The sequence below is a fragment of the Desulfacinum infernum DSM 9756 genome (assembly GCF_900129305.1).
GTDB lineage: Bacteria > Desulfobacterota > Syntrophobacteria > Syntrophobacterales > DSM-9756 > Desulfacinum > Desulfacinum infernum.
This window is the reverse complement of record NZ_FQVB01000003.1, coordinates 20,277-37,974: the sequence shown is the minus strand read 5'-3', so window position 1 is coordinate 37,974 and position 17,698 is coordinate 20,277. Positions and strand designations below refer to the sequence as shown.

Below are 17,698 nucleotides of genomic sequence, written 5' to 3'. Positions count from 1 at the left end.
TTAGAGCCCGCGAAGCTCCTTCTTCAAATAACGAATGGTCGTCACGTCCAGGACCCCTTTCCTGTAGACCGCTTCGTTGAAAGGCCCGATGAATTGCAGGGCCCTGCGCCTCATCTCTTCGCTCTCAATCCGAAGGGCGAACTCTTTTAACCCTTCCCACGGCAGGAGTTCGTAGCCGTGGCGCCGCATCTTCCCGGCGAAGATCCGTCTCAGCCGCCGCTCGGGCTTTTCCCTCCGCTTCCAGATCGGTGCGATCATCCCCACGGCGGCCATTAGAATGCCGAGGGCTCCGGCGGTTGCCGCCGCCGGCTTCCACCAGCGGGGTGGGCTGGGATCCTGGACCAGATTCCGGGCCAGGGCACGCGCCCTGCGCACCAGGCTGAGCTGTCGTTCCACGTCGTAGTCCACCACCAGCCGAAACCAGTGGTAGTTGAGGATGTCCATCAGGAGTCGGAGTCGGGTCAGGAGCCTTTCGCCGTAGGCCAGGGCGGGCGTGACGGCCAGGGGCGGAGTGGGATCCAGCCGGACCCAGCCCGAACCGGGCAGGTAGGCTTCGGTCCATACGTGGGCGTGTTTCTGGAGAACCAGGTAGTAGCCGCCCGCCTCGTTGTAATAGCCTCCCCGGTAGCCGCCCACCAGCCGGCTGGGGACGCCCCCCAGTCTCAGCAGCACCGCCAGGGCGGAGGCGAAGTACTCGCAATTTCCCTTCCTGTTTTCGAAAAGAAAGGATTCCAGATCCCGGGGCAGATCGGCCAGGGCGTATCGGTACCTTTCCGATTGCAGGTAATGGAGAACCTCCCGAACGGCGTCCTTGGGCGTCTTGCCCTCTGTCAATTGGGAGGCCAGGCGCCGGATTCGGGGCGGAAGGTCATGGGGGAGCGCCAGGAGCTTCCGGGGGTCGGGGGGAGGTTCCCGATGGGGCGTCGTCACCCGGGACCACACCACGTAGCGGGTTTTTTTGAAAATGGGGGACCACACGCGAAAGGTGCCGTCGGCGCCCCGCCGCGTTGGAATGCCTTCGATCTCCACAGGGCGGTCCAGGCCGAAGAGCCGGTTGAGCCCGTAGGGTTCCATGTAGATCACCTGGCGCAGGTCGCCCTCTTCCGCCGCCTCGCCCGGCGCGATCTCCTCCAACCGGGAAGGTCTCCAGGTGGTCCCGTCGAACTCGTCCAGCACGATGCCCCGCCAGTAGAGAATCCGTTCGTTGACGGGTTCCATCCGGGCCCGGAAAACCACGGCGGAATCTTCCTGGATGGAGGCCACTTCTCCCAGACGCACGGTTTCGGTGAAGCCGGTGCGGCCGAAGGCGGCCTGGTTGAGGAAGTTGAGCAGGGGGAAGTTGGTTCGGGGCAGGATGAGGAAGAGAAGGGCGGCCACCGGAACGCTCAGCAGGCCCATGGCGCCTGCATTCCAGGCGATCTGGCGGAGGGCTCCCCGGGGCAGGGCGGCGCCGGGCTCCGCATCTTCGAAGGCCAGTAGCATCAGGGACACGGTGAGCAGCAGGGCCAGCGGCACCAGGTAGAAGAGAAAGGAGGCGCTGAGGGTCATGAGGCCGGAGCCCAGCAGCAAGAAGAGGCACAGCAGGTAGATCTGCATGTAGTCCCGAGCCTTTTCGGCTTCCAGGAGCTTGATGCCCGCAAGAACAAGGATGCCGTCCAGGAGCGGTTCCACCAGGAAGTCTGCGCTCAGGCGCGAAAGAGAAAGAACCATGACGGAAACCGCCAGCAGGTTCAGAAGCCGCCGGGATAGCTGGAAAGGACGGAGGCCGTGGCGGATGGCCGAAACAATCGCCAGGCCCCAAAAGGCGGCGTGGCTCGCCGGATGCACGTGGGCCGTCACGGTGATGTAGCCGATGAACGCGGACAAATACGTGACGATAAAGAGGGCGGTTTTAGTCTTCACCATAAAGGGCCAGCGCTTTCAGGAGCACTCTCTTATGATGCGTTCCGGTTCCCGGCTCAAGGTGCTTGTCCGGCAGGACCAGGCCCACCGGCACGCGGCGCCTCGCCAGGGTGTGGACCCAGTAGGCCGTGCAGGAAAGGCGCGTTTCCAACTGGGTCGGCCCCATGCGGGCAGGATTCAGCACCACGGGTTCCCTCAGGGTGGAGGCGAAGTCCTTGACCAGGAGTCTCCCCGTTTTGGCCGTGGACTTCCAGTGGACTTTCTTGAGCGGGTCCCCGGGTTGGTATTCCCGGATGCCGTAAATGTCATGGTCGTCCCCGGGTCCCCCCGCATCCACGATATCCTGACGGCCCCGGAATCTGGATCCGGAGGGTGCGCCGGGAAAAGGGCCGGGGACCAGGCGGGGAAAGACCACCCAATCCAAGTGAAGGGGGATCCGCCGAAAGCGAACGAAAAAGTTGAAGGGGAAGTTGGAAGAAATCTCCACTTCCCGCAGTTCGTGCCTTCCCCTGCGGGGAAAGACCGCCGAGACGAAGGTTTCGGCCGTAGCGCGGGGGGGGACGTAGGGTATCAGCGGGGACCTGCCGAAAACGTTCACGCGGATCAAGAAGGCGGGCAGAAAGGTCCGGGGGTTTTCCACCCGAATACGGATCGGGGCGGGAGTGTCGGCGTAGAACTCCGGGGGCGGCTCCAAGGCGATGCGGACGGCGTGGAGGTTGGCGCGGCCGAAGATTCCGGAGATGAGCATGAAGCCCAGCAGCAGGGAGGCCACCACGTAGATGATGTTGTTGGCCGTATTGACGGCGGAAAAGCCGATCAGGATGGTGATGGCCACATAGTACCAGCCCGCCCGAGTGATTCGGATTACGCGGGGACGGGGATTTTTTCCAGCAATGATCGGACGATCTCCTTCTTGTCCACGTGGTCGTATTCCTCCCTGAAAAAGACCCGATGGGGGATGACGTGCAGGGCCATGGCCTTGACATCTTCAGGGAGCACGTAATCCCGGCCTTCCATGAAGGCGTGGGCCCGGGAGGTGTGCAGCAGGGCCAGAGCGCCCCGGGTGGAAAGCCCCGCCGCCAGGAATTCCGATTGGCGGGTGGCTTCAATGATCTGCATCATGTAGTCCAGGATGGCTTCGGAGGCGATCACCCCCTTGCGGATGAAATCCTGGATCCTCAGGACGCTCTCCTGGTTCATCACCGGCTCCACGGAATAGAGCTCGCGACGCTTGCTGCCTCCGCGCAAAATCTCCAGCTCCGCCTCCCGGTGGGGGTAACCGATGTGGATCTTCATCATGAACCGGTCCATCTGGGATTCGGGCAGGGGGAAAGTGCCGAACTGTTCGGCCGGGTTCTGGGTGGCGATCACGAAGAAGGGCTGAGGTAGGTCCATGGTGCGGCCCTCCGCGGTCACCTGCTTCTCCCCCATGGCCTCCAGCAGGGCGCTTTGCGTCTTGGGGGTGGCCCGGTTGATTTCGTCCACCAGGATGATGTTGTGGAAGATGGGGCCGGGATGAAATTCAAAGAGGCCGCTGGTCTTGTTGTAGATGGAAAGGCCGGTGATGTCCGTGGGAAGAAGGTCGCTGGTGCATTGGATGCGCCCGAAGGTGAGGCCCAGCACCTTGGCCAGGCCGATGGCCAGGGTGGTCTTTCCGAGGCCGGGGAGATCCTCGATGAGGAGGTGTCCGCGGGAAAAGAAGCAGATGAGCGCCAACCGGAGCGGTTTTTCCTTGCCGTGCAGGTAGCGGCCCAGCACCCGCATGGATTCCCGGATGGAATGGTGGGCCTGTTCCGCGTTCCAGTTCCCGTTTTGCCCGTTGGAAGAAGGCTCGGGCGTGCTGAGGGGCCGTTTTGCCACTTTGAGTGCTCCGCCGTGTCCGATTTATCTTGGGCCTGCCCTGGAATGGGTTTCCGCGGGCAGCCGGCAGGATCCACCGTCCGGAGGTTTCTTCGTCGACCGACAAGGGACCCGGCTTCTTTCGTAGGCGCGGGGCTTCAGCCCCGCGGGAAGGGACCATCAAAACCCAATGAAGTGATATGCAACACCCGATGATCCCTCCGACGTCCGGGGATTTCTTCGCAGCCCTGAAGGGCTGCGCTACGGAAAAAAGCGGTCATCTCCAGCGTTCGCGGACAGCCGCTTAGTAGACTGTCCGAGAACGATTGATTTGCGCCGTTCAACGCCCATTCGTCATCCCCGCGAAGCTTGTCCTCGGCTTGAACGGGGAGCGGGGATCCAGGACTTCCGACAAGTCATGGATTCCCGCTTGCGCGGGAGTGACGGTTGGGGGAGTTCTCAGAGAAGCTCTTAGTTCCGCCCCTCCCGCCCGGTCACACCAGGCGAACGGGGGGGGCGTCTCCTTCCCGGGTCACCACCTCGCCGATCCGGTACGCCTTCTGGCCCATGCCCGCCAGGCGCCCCAGGATCTCGTCCAGGTCCTTTTCCCGCACCACCAGCACGTAGCCGATCCCGCAGTTGAAGACGTGCAGCATCTCTTCTTCGCTGATCTTGCCCGCTTCCTGGAGGAACGAGAAGATGGACGGCCGTTCCCAGCTCTTCTTTTCCACCACCGCCTGGCAGGGCTGGGGAAGGATCCGGGCCAGGTTGTCCTCGAAACCGCCGCCCGTGATGTGGGCCATGCCGGAAATCTCGAACTGTTTGAGGAGTTTCAGGACGGGGTCCACATAGATGCGCGTGGGCTCCAGGAGCTCTTCGGCGGCGCTCCGGCCGCATTCGGGCAGGTAGGTGTCCGGAGTCATCTTCAGTTCATCGAAAAGAACACGGCGCACCAGGCTGTAGCCGTTGGAATGCAGTCCGCTGGAAGCCAGTCCGATGATCTGGTCCCCCTTGTGGATGGTGGACCCGTCGATGATCTGGGGATTGTCCACGAGGCCCACGGCGAACCCTGCCAGATCGTATTCGTCGGGACCGTAGAAGCCGGGCATCTCCGCCGTTTCCCCGCCGATGAGAGAGCAGTTGGCCTGTTTGCATCCTTCGGCGATGCCCCGAATGATGGCTTCCACCCGGTCCAGGTCCATGGACCCGACGGCCAGATAGTCGAGAAAGAAGAGGGGGCGGGCGCCCTGCACGATGATGTCGTTGACGCACATGGCCACCAGGTCGATTCCCACCGTGTCGTGCTTGTCCGCCCAGAAGGCCACCTTGAGTTTGGTTCCGACGCCGTCGGTGGAAGAAACCAGCACGGGGCTCTTCATGTCCGAACAGTCCACCGAGTAGAGGCCTCCAAAGCCTCCGATATCGGTGATCACGTTGGCATGAAAGGTCTGGCGGACCAGGGGCTGGATCCTCTTGACCAGCTCGTTGGCCTTGTCCAGGTCCACTCCTGCTTCCTTGTAACGCGACTGCTTCGTCATGGGTGCTCTTTCTCCGCTTCCTCTTCGTTGTCTTTCCCGATCGAAATCCGCATTGTAGGTGGCCTGTTCAGTGCGTGTCAATCGAGCAGAACATAACCTCCCAATCGGTTTCCGGAAAGCATTCCTTGAACCACCGGGCCAGGGTGCGGTTGAGGATCTGTTGGGCCCTCTTGACGTCCAGCCGGTACTTTTCCGCGATGAAGGCCAGGTCCGCGCACCATACCCGTTCCAGAAGGCCCAGGCAGGGGACCGTCCGCAGGAGATCCTCCGGCAGGACGGAGGCCAGGATCCAGGCGGTGTTCAGGGCCGCTTTCGATCCCTTGATCTTCACCTTCTGCACGGCATAGTTGTTGGCGAAAAAGCGCACGTCGGAGATGGGCGGGGCGTTCGTGGAATCTTGGCTCAGGATGCCGTCCCGGACCAGAAAGAAGTAGGGCGCCACGATGTCCACGCCTCGGGTTGCGGCCGCCGCGGAAGACCTGGCCAGGGCCTGGGAGAGGCCCTCCCGCCGGTCCAAGGGTTCCAGATCCGCGGGGACGCCCACTCGCCTCAGGTGCGTTTCCAGTTCTTCCCGATCTTCTTCCCAGCACAGAACGAGGCACCTTCGCCCGTTTTCCTGCAACCTCCGGATCATCTCCACAGGGATCTCGTCGGGGTTCTTGACGAAGAGGGCCGTGAGGCGGCGGGAATGGACGGCGCCGGGGTCGGCGAGGACCTCTCGGACGGCGTCGGCCAGAGGAAGGAGGGTGCCGCAAGTGCGTTCCAGCTCCCCGGGGTCCAGGAAGGCGATGTGGGCCGCCTGGACCACGTGGTCCACCGCCACCACCTGGAGCACATGGCGGCCGTATTGGAAAGGCTCATGGACTCCCGCCCACTGGTCGTAGGTGAGGATCTGGAGCTCTTTTTTCAGGGCCGAAGGCAGCCGGTCGATGCTGTCGTCGCCCGTCAGGTTCTTGGTGGGCAGGATGAAGGTGGTGCAGCCCGCGTCCACCGCCGCTTCCAGCTTGATGGCGATGCCGCCCACGGCCGTGATGCGCCCCTGGGTGTCGATCTCTCCGGTCATGGCCACGTCCCGCCGCACGGCCCGGCCGGAAAGGGTGGACGCCAGGGCCAGGGCAATGGCCCCGCCGGCCGAAGGCCCGTCCTTCGGGGTGGATCCCCCCATGAAGTGCAAATGGATGGGATCTCCCATGGCCTCCGCGTCGATCCCCAGATCTTCGGCGCAGTAAAGGATGCCCGTGGTGGCCACCTTGCGGCTTTCGTCCATGACCTTTTCGATGTTTCCCGTGGCATGGACCAGGCTGAGATATCCCGTGGGGCTTTCCAAAGGGACCTTGGCGCCGATGTGAATCCGGGTGGCCTGAATGGGAATGATGGATCCCAGGCCCCGTTCCACGTTGACCCCCAGGGCCAGCATCTCGCCCACCCGGTCCTCCTCGTTGATCTTCCAGGGACGACTGGGGGTGTCGAGATATTCCTTGATCTTGCGGCGCGTGATGAGAATGGGCTTGGGCGCCTCCGCGTCCAGCTCCTTTCGCTGAATCCGGAAAAAGAGGGTCCGGAGGAGCCGTTCCAGTTCCCGGACTCCCGGCTCATGGGTGTATTCCCGGACCAGGTGGGCGATCAGCTCCCTTTCCTCGTCGGGGTCGAAGGCGATTTCGTCCTCCCGGATGTCGTAGCGCCTGCGCACCCGGCCGATCAGGTGCCGGCGGGCGATGGCCACCTTTTCCTCCACGCTGTAGCGGTCCAGGAAGACCACTTCGCAGCGGTTCACCACGGGGGGCGGGACCGTTTCCAGCGTGTTGGCGGTGAGCACGAAATGGCAGTTGGAAAGGTCGATGTCCACCGTGGTCTGCGTGTACTTGTCGTGGAAGAGGTGGTTTTGCTCGGGGTCCAGGATCTCCAGCAGGGTGGCGATGGCGAACTTTTCCGTCTTGTCCGCCTCGTCCAGGATGAACATGCCGTTCATGCACCCCATCTTGATGAGTCCCTGCACGATGGCCCCGGGCTTGGACCCTTCGTAGGTGAAGCCGTGGCCGCGAAGATCCGATTCGTCGCGCATGCCCCCCAGGCTGATCTTGTGGTAGGGAATGCCCAGATTCTGCGCCATGGAGATGGCCAGCGAGGTCTTCCCCACTCCCGGAGGTCCCACGAAGAGGAAGGCGGACCCGGTTCTCTGCCACGATCCCGCATCGTCGGGATCGAACCGGCGGTAGCGCCGGATCAGGTTGGCGAAGAAGTCGCACACCCGGTCCTTGGGCCGCTCCAGCCCGTAGTGGGTGCGGTGCAGCCCCTCTTCGAACTCCTGCGGGCTCACCGTGATGGGGCGGATCTTCTTCCAGGGGATGGCCAACAGCGTTTCGATCAGTTCGCTGTACTTGGCTCCACTGTGTCCCACGGCGTGGGTCTTGTTCTTTTCGATGAGTTCGATCACCTGCGGCGGAAAGGCGGGGTCCTTCTTGGCGTCCTCGATCCGGTCCCGCAGGCTCTTGGTGCCGGCGGCTTCCGGCGCCAGCGGAAGGGGCGCCGCGGGAACGGGAGCCTTCACCCCCGGTTCCGTGGACTTCAGAAATTCCTTGATGCGGTCGGAAAAGATGTGGAAGAGCCCGGCGGGGTCCTTTCCTTCCATCTTGTCCTGGGGGATGCCCAGTTCGTGGAAGAGGCCCATGAGGCCCCACCGGTCCTTGAAGGCGGAGAAGGTGTCGAAGGCCTTTTCCTGGTTGTCCTTCAGGACGGCCTGGAAACCCGAGGCCATCTTGCGGACGAATCCGGATCGTTCCAGGAGTGAAAGGCTCGTAAGGCGGCTTCGGTTCCAGCATTCACCCAAGGCGCGGGCCCGGCAGTCCAGTCCCAGGGTGACCAGCGTCTCCTGGAAGAGGTTTTCGGGCAGATCCGCCACCCACCCGGCGGCCCGCTGGGTCATGCGGTAGATGTGGGGTTCCAGGGCGGCGTTCTTTCGGGCGGCGTCGAAGAGCACCAAATAGTCCCCGCCGCGCAATCCCACCATCTCATCGCTCAGGATCGCCGTGAGCAGCCGGTAGAACGTGGGGTCTTCCTGGGCCATCTCCAGAGCGAAGGCCACATCCGAGCGGATCACGTCCGCCTCGGAGGCTTCCGGGTAGAGGCAGTGTTCCACCTGGTGGCGCAACACGAACTGGGCGAAGGCCAGAACCTTCCTTTCCTCCGTGCCTCCTTCGGACATCAGTCCGCGGGAATCCGTGGGAAGCACGAAGACCAGGTAGTCGAACAGCCGCTCGTGGAGGGCGATGACCCGCATGTCCTGGCGCTTCAGGAGCAGGCTCAGGGGAGCGATGGTGCGTTCTTCGTCTTCCAGGCGCTGGATCTGGATCTTGGAGGTCAGCCGGGCGGCCTGGCGGCTGTCGGTCCCGCGGCGCGTCCGGAAATCGGGGATGATCTTCGACTCCACCAAGGAGAACAGCAGCTTCGTCACGCGCTGGACCGCCTCGTCATCGGGATAGGGCAGCCCCTCCAGGATCTGTCTTTCAAAGCTCATGGGGAACATGGACTGGACCTCGCACCTGCGGTTTGCGTCATTGCACCACCCAGACCGTGCAGTTCCGGGCTTCCCGTACGATCTTGCTGGAAACGCTCCCGAACAGGAATTCCTCCCGCTTGCTCATGCCGCGGCGTCCCACCACCACGGTCTGGTAGCCGCCCCGCCGCTGTTCTTCCAGGAGCAGCCGGGCGATGCCTTCCCCCTTTTCGCACTCCTGCACCTGGAGTCGGATGCGGTCCCGGGGAATGCCGCGTTCCACCAGCCGCTGGGCCATGGCTTCCAGTTGCCGCAAAGCCCGCTCCCGCCGCTCCTCCAGGGCCCGGCGCCGCTTGTGGCCGTCCGGTAGGATGTCCGCCGAGGGGGCCGTGAGCACATGGTGGAGGGTGATTCGGACCTGATCGTGGACGCGCAGGAGAGTCCCCACGTAGTCCACGGCGCGCTCCGCGTTGGGTGAGCAATCGATGCCCACCAGCACTTTATGCTCCATGGGGCACCTCCCACAAGAAAGATCGAAAACAGATTTCCAGATCCTCCACCATCTCCTGGGCCGACTCGTAGAAGACTTCCGCGCCCGTGGCGAAATGCATGAGGACCTTGTTGAGGCTCTCCCGGATGTGGGGAAAGATCTTCTTGAGATTCATGAGGCGGTGGGGAAAGAAGAGGGAAAAGTCCTCGTCGCGAAGGTCCGGTACCACATGGCGGTGGGGGGAATCGGGACGTTGGAGATCGTGCAGGGTGTGAAAGCCCATGCCCGCGGCGAAGAGCAGGATGTTTCCCAGGCCGAAGAGATCCACGCCGTAGGGCTGGCCGGGCCAGTCGAAGGTGTAATCGAAGTCGATCCAGCGGTAGCGTCCGGTTCCCGATTCCACCAGCAGGTGGTCGTTTCGGATGTCCCCGTGGATCTCCCCTTCCCGATGCAGGTCGCGGACGGCGTAGAAGGCCTTCATAAGGTTGGAGAAGATGGCGGGGAAGACCTCGTAGTAGTAGGTCTCGTGGTCCATGTCCAGGTGGAGGACGATGTCGTAGAAGGGCTTTCCGGAGATGCGCTCGAGGACGCGAACCGGGTTTCCGGCGGTGTCGTAGAAAGTTCGGCCCTGCATGAACCGCACATCCCCGGCGGTCTTTTCCAGAATGCGGGATTCCTTGTGAGGGCTCCGAAAACAGCGGATGCGCTCTTCACCGAGCCGCATGTGGAAGGATTCGAAGAAGGCCAGCTTCACGATCTTTCGCGAGCCGTCGGCCAGGTCCACCACCCGTTTGACCCAGAACTTGGGCTCCCCGTCCAGTCCGAAACGGCCTTCGAACTCCTCGCCTCGAACATAAAAGATCCGGTCTTCCACCAGGATGCAGTCCCCGGCGCGGATGTCCATGAACTGGGTGGTGTCCGTGTGGATCCTCAATACGGCCGGGGCCGGCAGTCGCGTGAATTCCCGGATGCGCTCGCGGATCTGCTGTTCCGTCATGGGCGGGGCCCCTTGTGGTCCATCCTACCTGAATATCTGAAACCGGATTTTTTTCATTGTAACGTTTTTGGACCCCCCGAGGAACGCCGTGTCGGGACGCCCGGCCATGGGACGCCCGGCCATGGGACGCCCGGCCATGGGACGCCCGGCCATGTAGGGGCGACCGGCCGGTCGCCCCTACATCCATCACACCATCCAGGATTCCTCCCCGTATGGCGCGACCGGTTCCCGCACGGACGGTCGAGTGCCGGTGTAATTTGGGTCCGATTCCCATTTCATCGGGTTGTCGATGATGTATTGGCGGATGCGGTTCAATTCATCGTCGTTGCGGATGATGTGTTCCCAATAGTTGCGTTGCCACAATTTGGCGCCGGGGGTCCTGCGCAATTCATTGATGCGTTTTGTGACGGCGGATTTGAATCCGGCCATCAACGCCCCCAATGATCGTGGCCGGGGTCCCGTTGCCGTTCCCGTAGGGGCGACCCGCCACGTCGGGGCGACCGGCCATGTAGGGGCGACCGGCCGGTCGCCCCTACAACCGGCGTCGTCCACACCATCGATCCGGCATATCCAAACAATCCCGTGAAAATGGTTCGGCATCACCACCCATTGATCCAATTCGATTTCACGGCGGATATCGGCGGTTTTCATCCATTCATCCGCCACAATGCGTCCCGCATCGTTCAACCGCATCTGCCCATGGACGATTTCGCCAAACACGCACGCCCGGCCGTGGGTGCAGAGGGTCACAAAATAGGCCCCTGCCTGGGAATAATCATATCCCTTCAAACGAATGGAACGGCGGTGACGACCGGGCGTCTCGGGCGTCATATCCCCAGATCCTCGAAATCGAACCCAAATGGGGCGCTTCCAACATGTATGCCGGTTACTTGAGCAGCGGTGTTTTGCTTCGGCCTTCCAGATCGGCCAGCACCTCCATCAGGCGGCGGAGGTCCGATCCTTCCTTCAGGCGGTCGGCAGCCGCCAGCACCACGGCAACGGTATGCTTGCAGGGGCCCCAATCGTTATAAGGGCACGTGCAGCCATGTTCGAAATTTCCACCTTCCTCGTAGCGAACCCACGTCGCATATTGATCCGTGCCCTTCACCCAGGCGACTAGGTGGCCGTTGTCGGTGCGGGAAGGCTGGGAGACTCTCTTGATGTACCCTTTGCCTCGATCGAATATCTTGGAGCCCGCCCACTCTCGCAGGTCTTCCAACGTCAAATGGCGAAACGCGGATTTGATGGATTCCATGAATCATTCCCCCAAGAGTTTCTTGCGGCGTTTCGGCGGCGGTCCATCTTGTCGGCGAATCGTAGCGCGGCGGGCACTCTTTCTACAAGCAACATGAGCACCGTATCGCTTATAAGTATCGGTTTAAGCCCGCCGTTGAAGGGGCGGTGAAATATCCGGAAAAGGGGAAAAACGGGGAGGTTGGAGTTACAGGCGTTTCTTGGCGAAGGCCCGTCCGGAGGGGGATTTCAGGTACCGTTCGAAACTCAGGGCTCTCTCCCGGTCAGCAAAGGCCACGACTGTCTTGATGAACCACGGGCGAAACTTGGCCGTGTGGCGGCACCGGTCGTTGTTATGGGCCTGCAGGCGCTTTTCCAGGTTTTCGGTGAATCCCACGTAATGGCGGTCCGGGTGACTTTCCGAGCGGAGGATGTAGACGCGGAAAAATTCACGTCCAGCCTTGGTTTGGTCGCTTCGCTCGAAGCGAAGTCGCTGGGAGCTGCTCGCGGAAGGATGAAGAGTCGAAAGGCACGGACTGGATGGGGCGATCTTGGGTGCTGGCGAGCCGAGCCGTAGCTTCGAGCACAAGGCATGTTGTTGGAGTTATGGTCCGCCTTCGCCTGCGGCTCCGGCGCGACAGCCTTCGCTTACTCGCTTCGCTCGAAGCGAAGGCTGGTGGAGGCGGCGGGAATCGAACCCGCGTCCGAAGGCATTCCACTTAAGGCCCTACATGCTTAGTCACGGATCTGGCTTTCGCGCCCTCGGGCTCCCCGTGACCGGATCCCTCGGTAGCTAGCCCGCTGAATTTTCGCTTCCTTGGCTGCGGGCGAAGCCGCGGAAGCTATCCCGTGGAGTCGACGCCCCGTTCGGCCCTACGGGCTCAGGCCGACGGAACGGCAGCCGCTTTAAGCGGCTGCGGCATACGCATAGTCGTCTGCGTTTGTCTTTAACCCCAACCGGATAACGGGCGGTCAGGACCCCCGGCATGCGCCTTAAGCTTCACTACCTCCGTCGAACCCTTTTCGCCCCCTCGTAGGTGACTGGTTATCGTTTCAAGCATTCAGATAATAATCATCGGATGGAGCCGGGTCAACCGGTTTCCATCCCGACGTTGCCGAAAGATTTTCCGAACGGGCCGGAAGGGTGCCGTCACCCGATGTTGTACTTCTTCCGGAGACGGTCCATCTCCCGGGCCTCCTCCTTCTTCTTGATCCTTTCCCGCTTGTCGTAAGCCTTCTTGCCGCGGGCCAGGGCCAGCTCCACCTTGGCCTTGCCCTTCCGGAAATAGATCTTGAGGGGCACCAGGGTGAGGCCTTTTTCGTGGGTCTTGCCCATGAGACGCCGGATCTCCCGCTTGTGCAACAGGAGCTTCCGGGTCCGTTCCGGTTCGTGGTTGTTGTACGAAGCGTGAGGGTAGGGGCTGATGTGCACGTCGTAGAGCCAGATCTCCTCCCCCTTGATCTTGGCGTAGCTGTCCTTCAGGTTGGCCCGGCCCTCCCGCAGGGATTTCACTTCCGTTCCCTGGAGCACCATGCCCGCTTCGACCGTTTCCACGATCTCGAAATCGTGCCGCGCCTTCTTGTTCTGACAGACGATCTTGATGCCGTCCGGGTCCCGGTTCTTTTTTTGCGCCATGCCAACGCCTCACACGTACTGTTCGCCCGAGCGGTACTTGGGCTGCAGTGCCTCGGGGTCGAAGAACTTGAACTCCTCGGGAAAGACCCGAAGCACCATGTCCTGGAGCGCCTCGCGGATCTCCGCCGCGGTCCGCATCTTGAGGGCTTCCGCCACGAACCGGCGGCATTCGGAAAGCTGCGCCCGGCGGAGAAGATTCTTCACCCGGGGAATGGCCTGAGGGTTCATGCTCAGGCAGTCCAGCTCCAGGCCCAGCAGGATGGGCACGTAGAGGGGCTCGCCGGCCATCTCCCCGCACACCGTCACCGGGATGCCCGCCTTGTGCGCCGTGGCGACCACCTGCCTTATAAGGCGCAGGACCGCCGGGTGCAAGGGGTCGAACAAATGGGCCACATGCTCGTTCACGCGATCAATGGCCAAGGTGTACTGGATGAGATCGTTGGTGCCGATGCTGAAAAAATCCGCCTCTTCGGCCAGCATGTCGGCCACCGCCACCGCCGACGGCACCTCGATCATCACCCCCACCGGCATCTTGTCGTCGAAGTCCCGGCCTTCGCTTCGCAATTCCGATTTCACTTCTTCCAGAATGGCCTTGGTTCTCTTCAGTTCCCCCACTCCGGAGATGAGCGGGAACATGAGTCGGATATTGCGTGTGGAGGCGCTGGCTCTCAGGATCGCCCGGAGCTGGGTCTTGAAAAGATCCACATGGCGGAGGCACAACCGGATGGCGCGAAGGCCCAGGGCCGGGTTCTGCTGGTCGATCCGGGGGTGCCACCGCCCCATCTTTTCGGCCCCCAGGTCCAGGGTGCGCATGGTGACGGGCAGTGGCGCCATGAGTTCCGCCAGCTCCCGGTATTCGTGGTAGAGCTCTTCCTCGGTGGGTTGCACCGTCCGGTTCATGAAGGAAAACTCGGTGCGGTAAAGACCGATGGCCTCGGCACCGTGGTCCTTGGCGGCCACCACCTCTTCCAGCAGCTCGATGTTGGCTTCCACATTGATCTTGTGGCCGTCCTGGGTGCAGGCGGGCAGATGGGCCTTGCGGGAGATCTCCTTGAGATAGGTTTCCAGTGCGTCCTGGAGCTCGTAATAGAAGCTGATCTGTTCCTCGGTGGGGTTGATCAGGATGGTGCCGTTGCTTCCGTCCAGGATCAGAAGATCGCCGGTGCGGATGGCGCGGGTCGCCCGTTCGGCCCCCACGATGGCGGGAATGCCCAGGGCCCGGGCGATGATGGAGGTGTGGGAGGTGCGCCCGCCCATGTCGGTGATGAAGCCCAGGGTCTTTTCCAGCTGGATCTGGGCGGCGTCGGCCGGGGAGATGTCCTGGGCCACGATGATGACCCGCTCGCGGATCTCGTCGAAGGCCTTGGCCTTTCGGCCGGCCAGGTGGCGCATCACCTGCTCGCCCACATTGCTCACGTCCGTCACCCGGTTGCGGATGTATTCGTCTTCCATGGACTGGAAGAGTTCCGTGATCTTGTTGAGGGACTTTTTCAGGGCCCACAAGGCGTTCAAGCGTTCCTTGCGGATGAAGTCCAGGGTCTGGTCGTAGAGAAGCCGGTCCCTCAGGATCAGTTGGTGGGCTTCCAGGATGTGGACATGTTCTTTCAGGTCCGGGTGGATGGACTGCTTGATGGCCTCCAGATCCTGTTCGGTCCGGGCCACCGCGTCCTCGAACCGGGCGCATTCCCGGGCCACCTGCTCGTCGCTCGTCAGGGTATGGAACGGAATGCGGATGTGGCTTTGGTCCACCAGGAAGGCCTTGCCGATGGCAATGCCCGGCGAGACCCCGAAACCACTCAGCGTGCGCGGCATCTCATCCATGGAAGCGCCTCACGAAGATCCGCACGGGTGCCCGTGCAATAAAAAACCGAGCGGGCCGTCTGGGATCGGGGAATCCCCGCCCCGGCAGAAGCGCCGTCTCGGTACCTGAATTGCGTGCCGTTAGATTCTCTGCTGTCAGCCCCTAAGATTCTCCGAACTTACTCTGGAACAGCTCGGCCACGGCCTTGAGAGCATCCTCCGCATCATCGCCGCGAGTGATCACCTTCACCGTGGTTCCCTGCGGGCACTCGAGGCTCAATACGTCCAGGATGCTCTTGCCGTTGACGCTGGTCTCATCTTTGATGAGCCGGACATCCGAGCGGAACCGGGATGCCGTCTTGACGATCTGGGCGGCCACCCGTGCATGAAAACCCAGCTTGTTGGGAACAACGAATTCCTGCTCGATTTCCGTCACCTGATCCGTCAGCGCCGTCAAACCCATCGTTCTCCTTCGCCCGAAAAGTGTTCGCTTCTTATCACAGGGCCCCCGGCAAGTCAACCTGAGGCCTCGACGGTCCTTGCGTTCCTCGTCGGCGAAAACGTCCAATTTCTTGAGGGATTTGCCGTGCGTGTGGTAAAGAATCGTTCAGGTTCCGAACGTCGCTTTCGTTGCCACTCGTGGAGGATCCCATGATCGTCGTGCCGTACGCGATGCGAAGCCTGGACGAAATCCTGGGGGTGGTGGTGGGCCTGCTCTTGGCCATTACCATCCACGGGGAAGCCCGGGCGTTTTTCGGGCTGCTGATTCAGAAACCCTCCGCATCTCGGGAAAAGATCCCCTTTCGGTTCAACCCGCTGGCCTATCTGGATGTGCGCGCCGTGCCGGTCCTGATCCTGGCCGGCTGGGGCTGGACGCGACCGCCCCGGCTTTCGCACGAAGACCTGAAGGGACATTGGAGCTACCCCTTGCTGGCTCACCTGGCCGGCGCTCTGGGGAACCTGGTCCTGGCCGGCGTGGTGAGCACCATCCACGATCTGCTCTTCCCTTCGGCCATCTTCAAGATCTGCATCGCCGTCAACATTCAGTTCGCCGTGGCGAACTTCCTGATCCCGCTGCCGCCCCTGGCGGTGGGAAGGGCTCTCGCTTCGCTGCTTCCCGGCTGGGATGCCCGGGAAAAGGCGATCGACTGGGCGGGCGCCGTGGCGCTCACCGGGTTGGTGATCTGGGAGGTTGCGGCACGCAAGGAGATGCTGGCTGGATGGGTGGCCCACATGAGCGCGTGGATCTATGGCCTGCTTATGGGCGCTGCGTAAGCCCGTGGGCGAGAAGGCGGGCGATCCGGCGGGCGGCGCCCGCATGGTTCCGGACGGCTTGCCTGCAGCGGGGGCGGGCGGCGGATGGGTCCTTTCCGCGGTCGAAGGCATCCAGGACGAACGCGGCCACATCGGCGGCTTTTCGCACCACGCGCCCGCATCCCGCCTGAAGCAAGAACGCTTCCACTTCCCTGAAGTTGAATAGATGAGGGCCCCAGCAGCAGGGAACACCGTGCACGGAGGCTTCCAGCGGATTGTGGCCGCCTGTGGGGACGAGGCTTCCCCCGATGAAGGCCGCGTCCGCCAGGGCGTAGCACCGTGCCAGTTCCCCCAGAGTGTCCAAAATGAGAACCGGGGCGGAATCCGGCGGGTCCCGGCGGCTGCGCAAAGCCGGCTCCAACCCCGCCCGGGCGCACAAGGAAGCGATCCGGGGCGCCCGCTCGATATGGCGGGGTGCCAGGATCAGCAGCGCATGGGGGTATCGGGCCCTTACCGCGCCATGGGCTTCCACCAATAGGGATTCTTCGCCCGGGTGGGTGCTTCCGGCGATCCAGACGGGGCGCTTCCGTCCGTCTTTCCCTTCCCCGGGGAAGAGATCCAAATCCTCTCCGGCGTAACCTTCCGCCTGCATCACCACGAGATCGAATTTCAGGTTGCCCGCGGCATGAACCCGACGGGGTGGGACGCCCAGGGACCGGTATCTTTCCGCGTCCAGCCGGGACTGGGTGAAGATGGCGGAAAAATGGCGGAAAAGGGCTGCAACGAAGGGGGCGAGGCGGCGAAGGCGCCCATGGGAACGGGGAGAAAGGCGGGCGTTTACGAGCACCGCCGGGGTCTGGGCCTTCCGTAGTTCTCTCAATAAGTTGGGCCAGATGTCCGTTTCCACCAGGACGAAGAGGCTGGGCCGAAGGCCCCTCACAAGACGCCGCATGGTCCATCCCAGGTCGTGGGGGAGGACGAAGATGTCGTCCACCAGGGCCGCCACGCGGTTCCGGGCGATCTGAAGCCCCTTCTCCGTGGCTGTGGAAAAGACGATGGGCTGGGTCGGCAACCGGTCTTTGAGCTCCAGGATGAGCGGTATGGCCGAGAGCGCCTCGCCCACGGAAAGCGCATGGATCCACACCGGGCGGAGAGGAAAGTCCTTCAGGCGGGGAAACTCCAAACCCAGGCGCCGCCGGTAGGTTTCCTCATACTTTCCCGAAACGGCCGCGGAAAGGCGGTAGTAAAGCCACAGCGCGGGCCAGGCCGCCGTGAGAACCGCGTTGTAGGCAAGGTGGAGAAGGGTTTCCATGGGTTGTCCGTAAGTCGTAAGTCGTGAGTCGTGAGTCGTGAGTCGTGAGTCGTAAGTCGTAAGTCGTAAGTCGTAAGTCGTGAGTCGTGAGTCGTGAGTCGTATGGCATGAGGCGAGACTTGTTTTTCGCCGGGTGGCGAAACAATGAGCAGGAGCGACATGGATTTCGGCTTTCGCAGGAAGGATGGGTTCAATGTCCTTGCC

General features: G+C 62.4%; 15 protein-coding genes and 1 other RNA gene. 1 reads left to right on the top strand and 15 read right to left on the bottom strand.

Annotated elements, in window-relative coordinates:
• The 14 genes from BUB04_RS00175 to BUB04_RS00110 all read right to left on the bottom strand — a co-directional run bounded on the left by BUB04_RS00175 (position 1) and on the right by BUB04_RS00110 (position 15,391).
• Positions 1-1,905: a transglutaminase TgpA family protein gene (locus tag BUB04_RS00175; RefSeq protein WP_073035790.1), complete on the bottom strand. Its 1,905-nt coding sequence runs from the start codon at positions 1,903-1,905 to the stop codon at positions 1-3.
• Entirely contained in the window at positions 1,892-2,737 is an 846-nt protein-coding gene (locus BUB04_RS00170; protein ID WP_084075747.1) for a DUF58 domain-containing protein, read from the bottom strand. The genes BUB04_RS00175 and BUB04_RS00170 overlap by 14 nt, the downstream gene beginning before the upstream one ends.
• A gap of 29 nt (positions 2,738-2,766) precedes the next feature.
• Entirely contained in the window at positions 2,767-3,666 is a 900-nt protein-coding gene (locus BUB04_RS00165; protein WP_073036115.1) for an AAA family ATPase, read from the bottom strand.
• A 569-nt stretch (positions 3,667-4,235) separates the two neighbouring features.
• Positions 4,236-5,279, bottom strand: a complete 1,044-nt coding sequence (gene purM / locus BUB04_RS00160) for a phosphoribosylformylglycinamidine cyclo-ligase (RefSeq protein ID WP_073035786.1) — start codon at positions 5,277-5,279, stop codon at positions 4,236-4,238.
• Positions 5,280-5,346: 67 nt separating this feature from the next.
• Positions 5,347-8,802: a S16 family serine protease gene (locus BUB04_RS00155; RefSeq protein ID WP_073035784.1), complete on the bottom strand. Its 3,456-nt coding sequence runs from the start codon at positions 8,800-8,802 to the stop codon at positions 5,347-5,349.
• Between the two features lie 28 nt (positions 8,803-8,830).
• Complete coding sequence (locus BUB04_RS00150) at positions 8,831-9,283, bottom strand: universal stress protein (protein WP_073035782.1); 453 nt, start codon at positions 9,281-9,283, stop codon at positions 8,831-8,833.
• On the bottom strand, positions 9,273-10,259 hold the full coding sequence (locus BUB04_RS00145; RefSeq protein ID WP_073035780.1) for a hypothetical protein: 987 nt from the start codon (positions 10,257-10,259) through the stop codon (positions 9,273-9,275). The genes BUB04_RS00150 and BUB04_RS00145 overlap by 11 nt, the downstream gene beginning before the upstream one ends.
• A gap of 186 nt (positions 10,260-10,445) precedes the next feature.
• A complete protein-coding gene (locus BUB04_RS00140) occupies positions 10,446-11,090 on the bottom strand; it encodes a transposase (protein WP_073035778.1) in 645 nt (214 codons plus the stop codon).
• Between the two features lie 55 nt (positions 11,091-11,145).
• Positions 11,146-11,514: an SWIM zinc finger family protein gene (locus BUB04_RS00135; protein WP_073035776.1), complete on the bottom strand. Its 369-nt coding sequence runs from the start codon at positions 11,512-11,514 to the stop codon at positions 11,146-11,148.
• Positions 11,515-11,700: 186 nt separating this feature from the next.
• Positions 11,701-12,081 carry a GIY-YIG nuclease family protein gene (locus BUB04_RS20025; RefSeq protein ID WP_218588335.1) on the bottom strand — a complete coding sequence of 127 codons (381 nt, stop codon included), beginning with the start codon at positions 12,079-12,081 and terminating at the stop codon, positions 11,701-11,703.
• Positions 12,082-12,166: 85 nt separating this feature from the next.
• Positions 12,167-12,523: a transfer-messenger RNA gene (gene ssrA, locus BUB04_RS00125) on the bottom strand.
• A 119-nt stretch (positions 12,524-12,642) separates the two neighbouring features.
• A complete protein-coding gene (gene smpB / locus BUB04_RS00120) occupies positions 12,643-13,128 on the bottom strand; it encodes an SsrA-binding protein SmpB (RefSeq protein ID WP_073035775.1) in 486 nt (161 codons plus the stop codon).
• 9 nt (positions 13,129-13,137) lie between these two features.
• A complete protein-coding gene (gene ptsP, locus BUB04_RS00115; RefSeq protein ID WP_143156291.1) occupies positions 13,138-14,949 on the bottom strand; it encodes a phosphoenolpyruvate--protein phosphotransferase in 1,812 nt (603 codons plus the stop codon).
• Between the two features lie 142 nt (positions 14,950-15,091).
• On the bottom strand, positions 15,092-15,391 hold the full coding sequence (locus tag BUB04_RS00110) for an HPr family phosphocarrier protein (protein WP_073035771.1): 300 nt from the start codon (positions 15,389-15,391) through the stop codon (positions 15,092-15,094).
• 188 nt (positions 15,392-15,579) lie between these two features.
• Between BUB04_RS00110 and BUB04_RS00105 the strand changes: the two genes are divergently transcribed.
• On the top strand, positions 15,580-16,203 hold the full coding sequence (locus tag BUB04_RS00105) for a zinc metalloprotease (protein WP_073035769.1): 624 nt from the start codon (positions 15,580-15,582) through the stop codon (positions 16,201-16,203).
• Here the strand turns inward: BUB04_RS00105 and BUB04_RS00100 are convergent.
• Complete coding sequence (locus BUB04_RS00100; protein WP_073035767.1) at positions 16,187-17,494, bottom strand: 3-deoxy-D-manno-octulosonic acid transferase; 1,308 nt, start codon at positions 17,492-17,494, stop codon at positions 16,187-16,189. The two genes, BUB04_RS00105 and BUB04_RS00100, sit on opposite strands and share 17 nt — an antisense overlap.
• Positions 17,495-17,698: the final 204 nt, after the last annotated feature.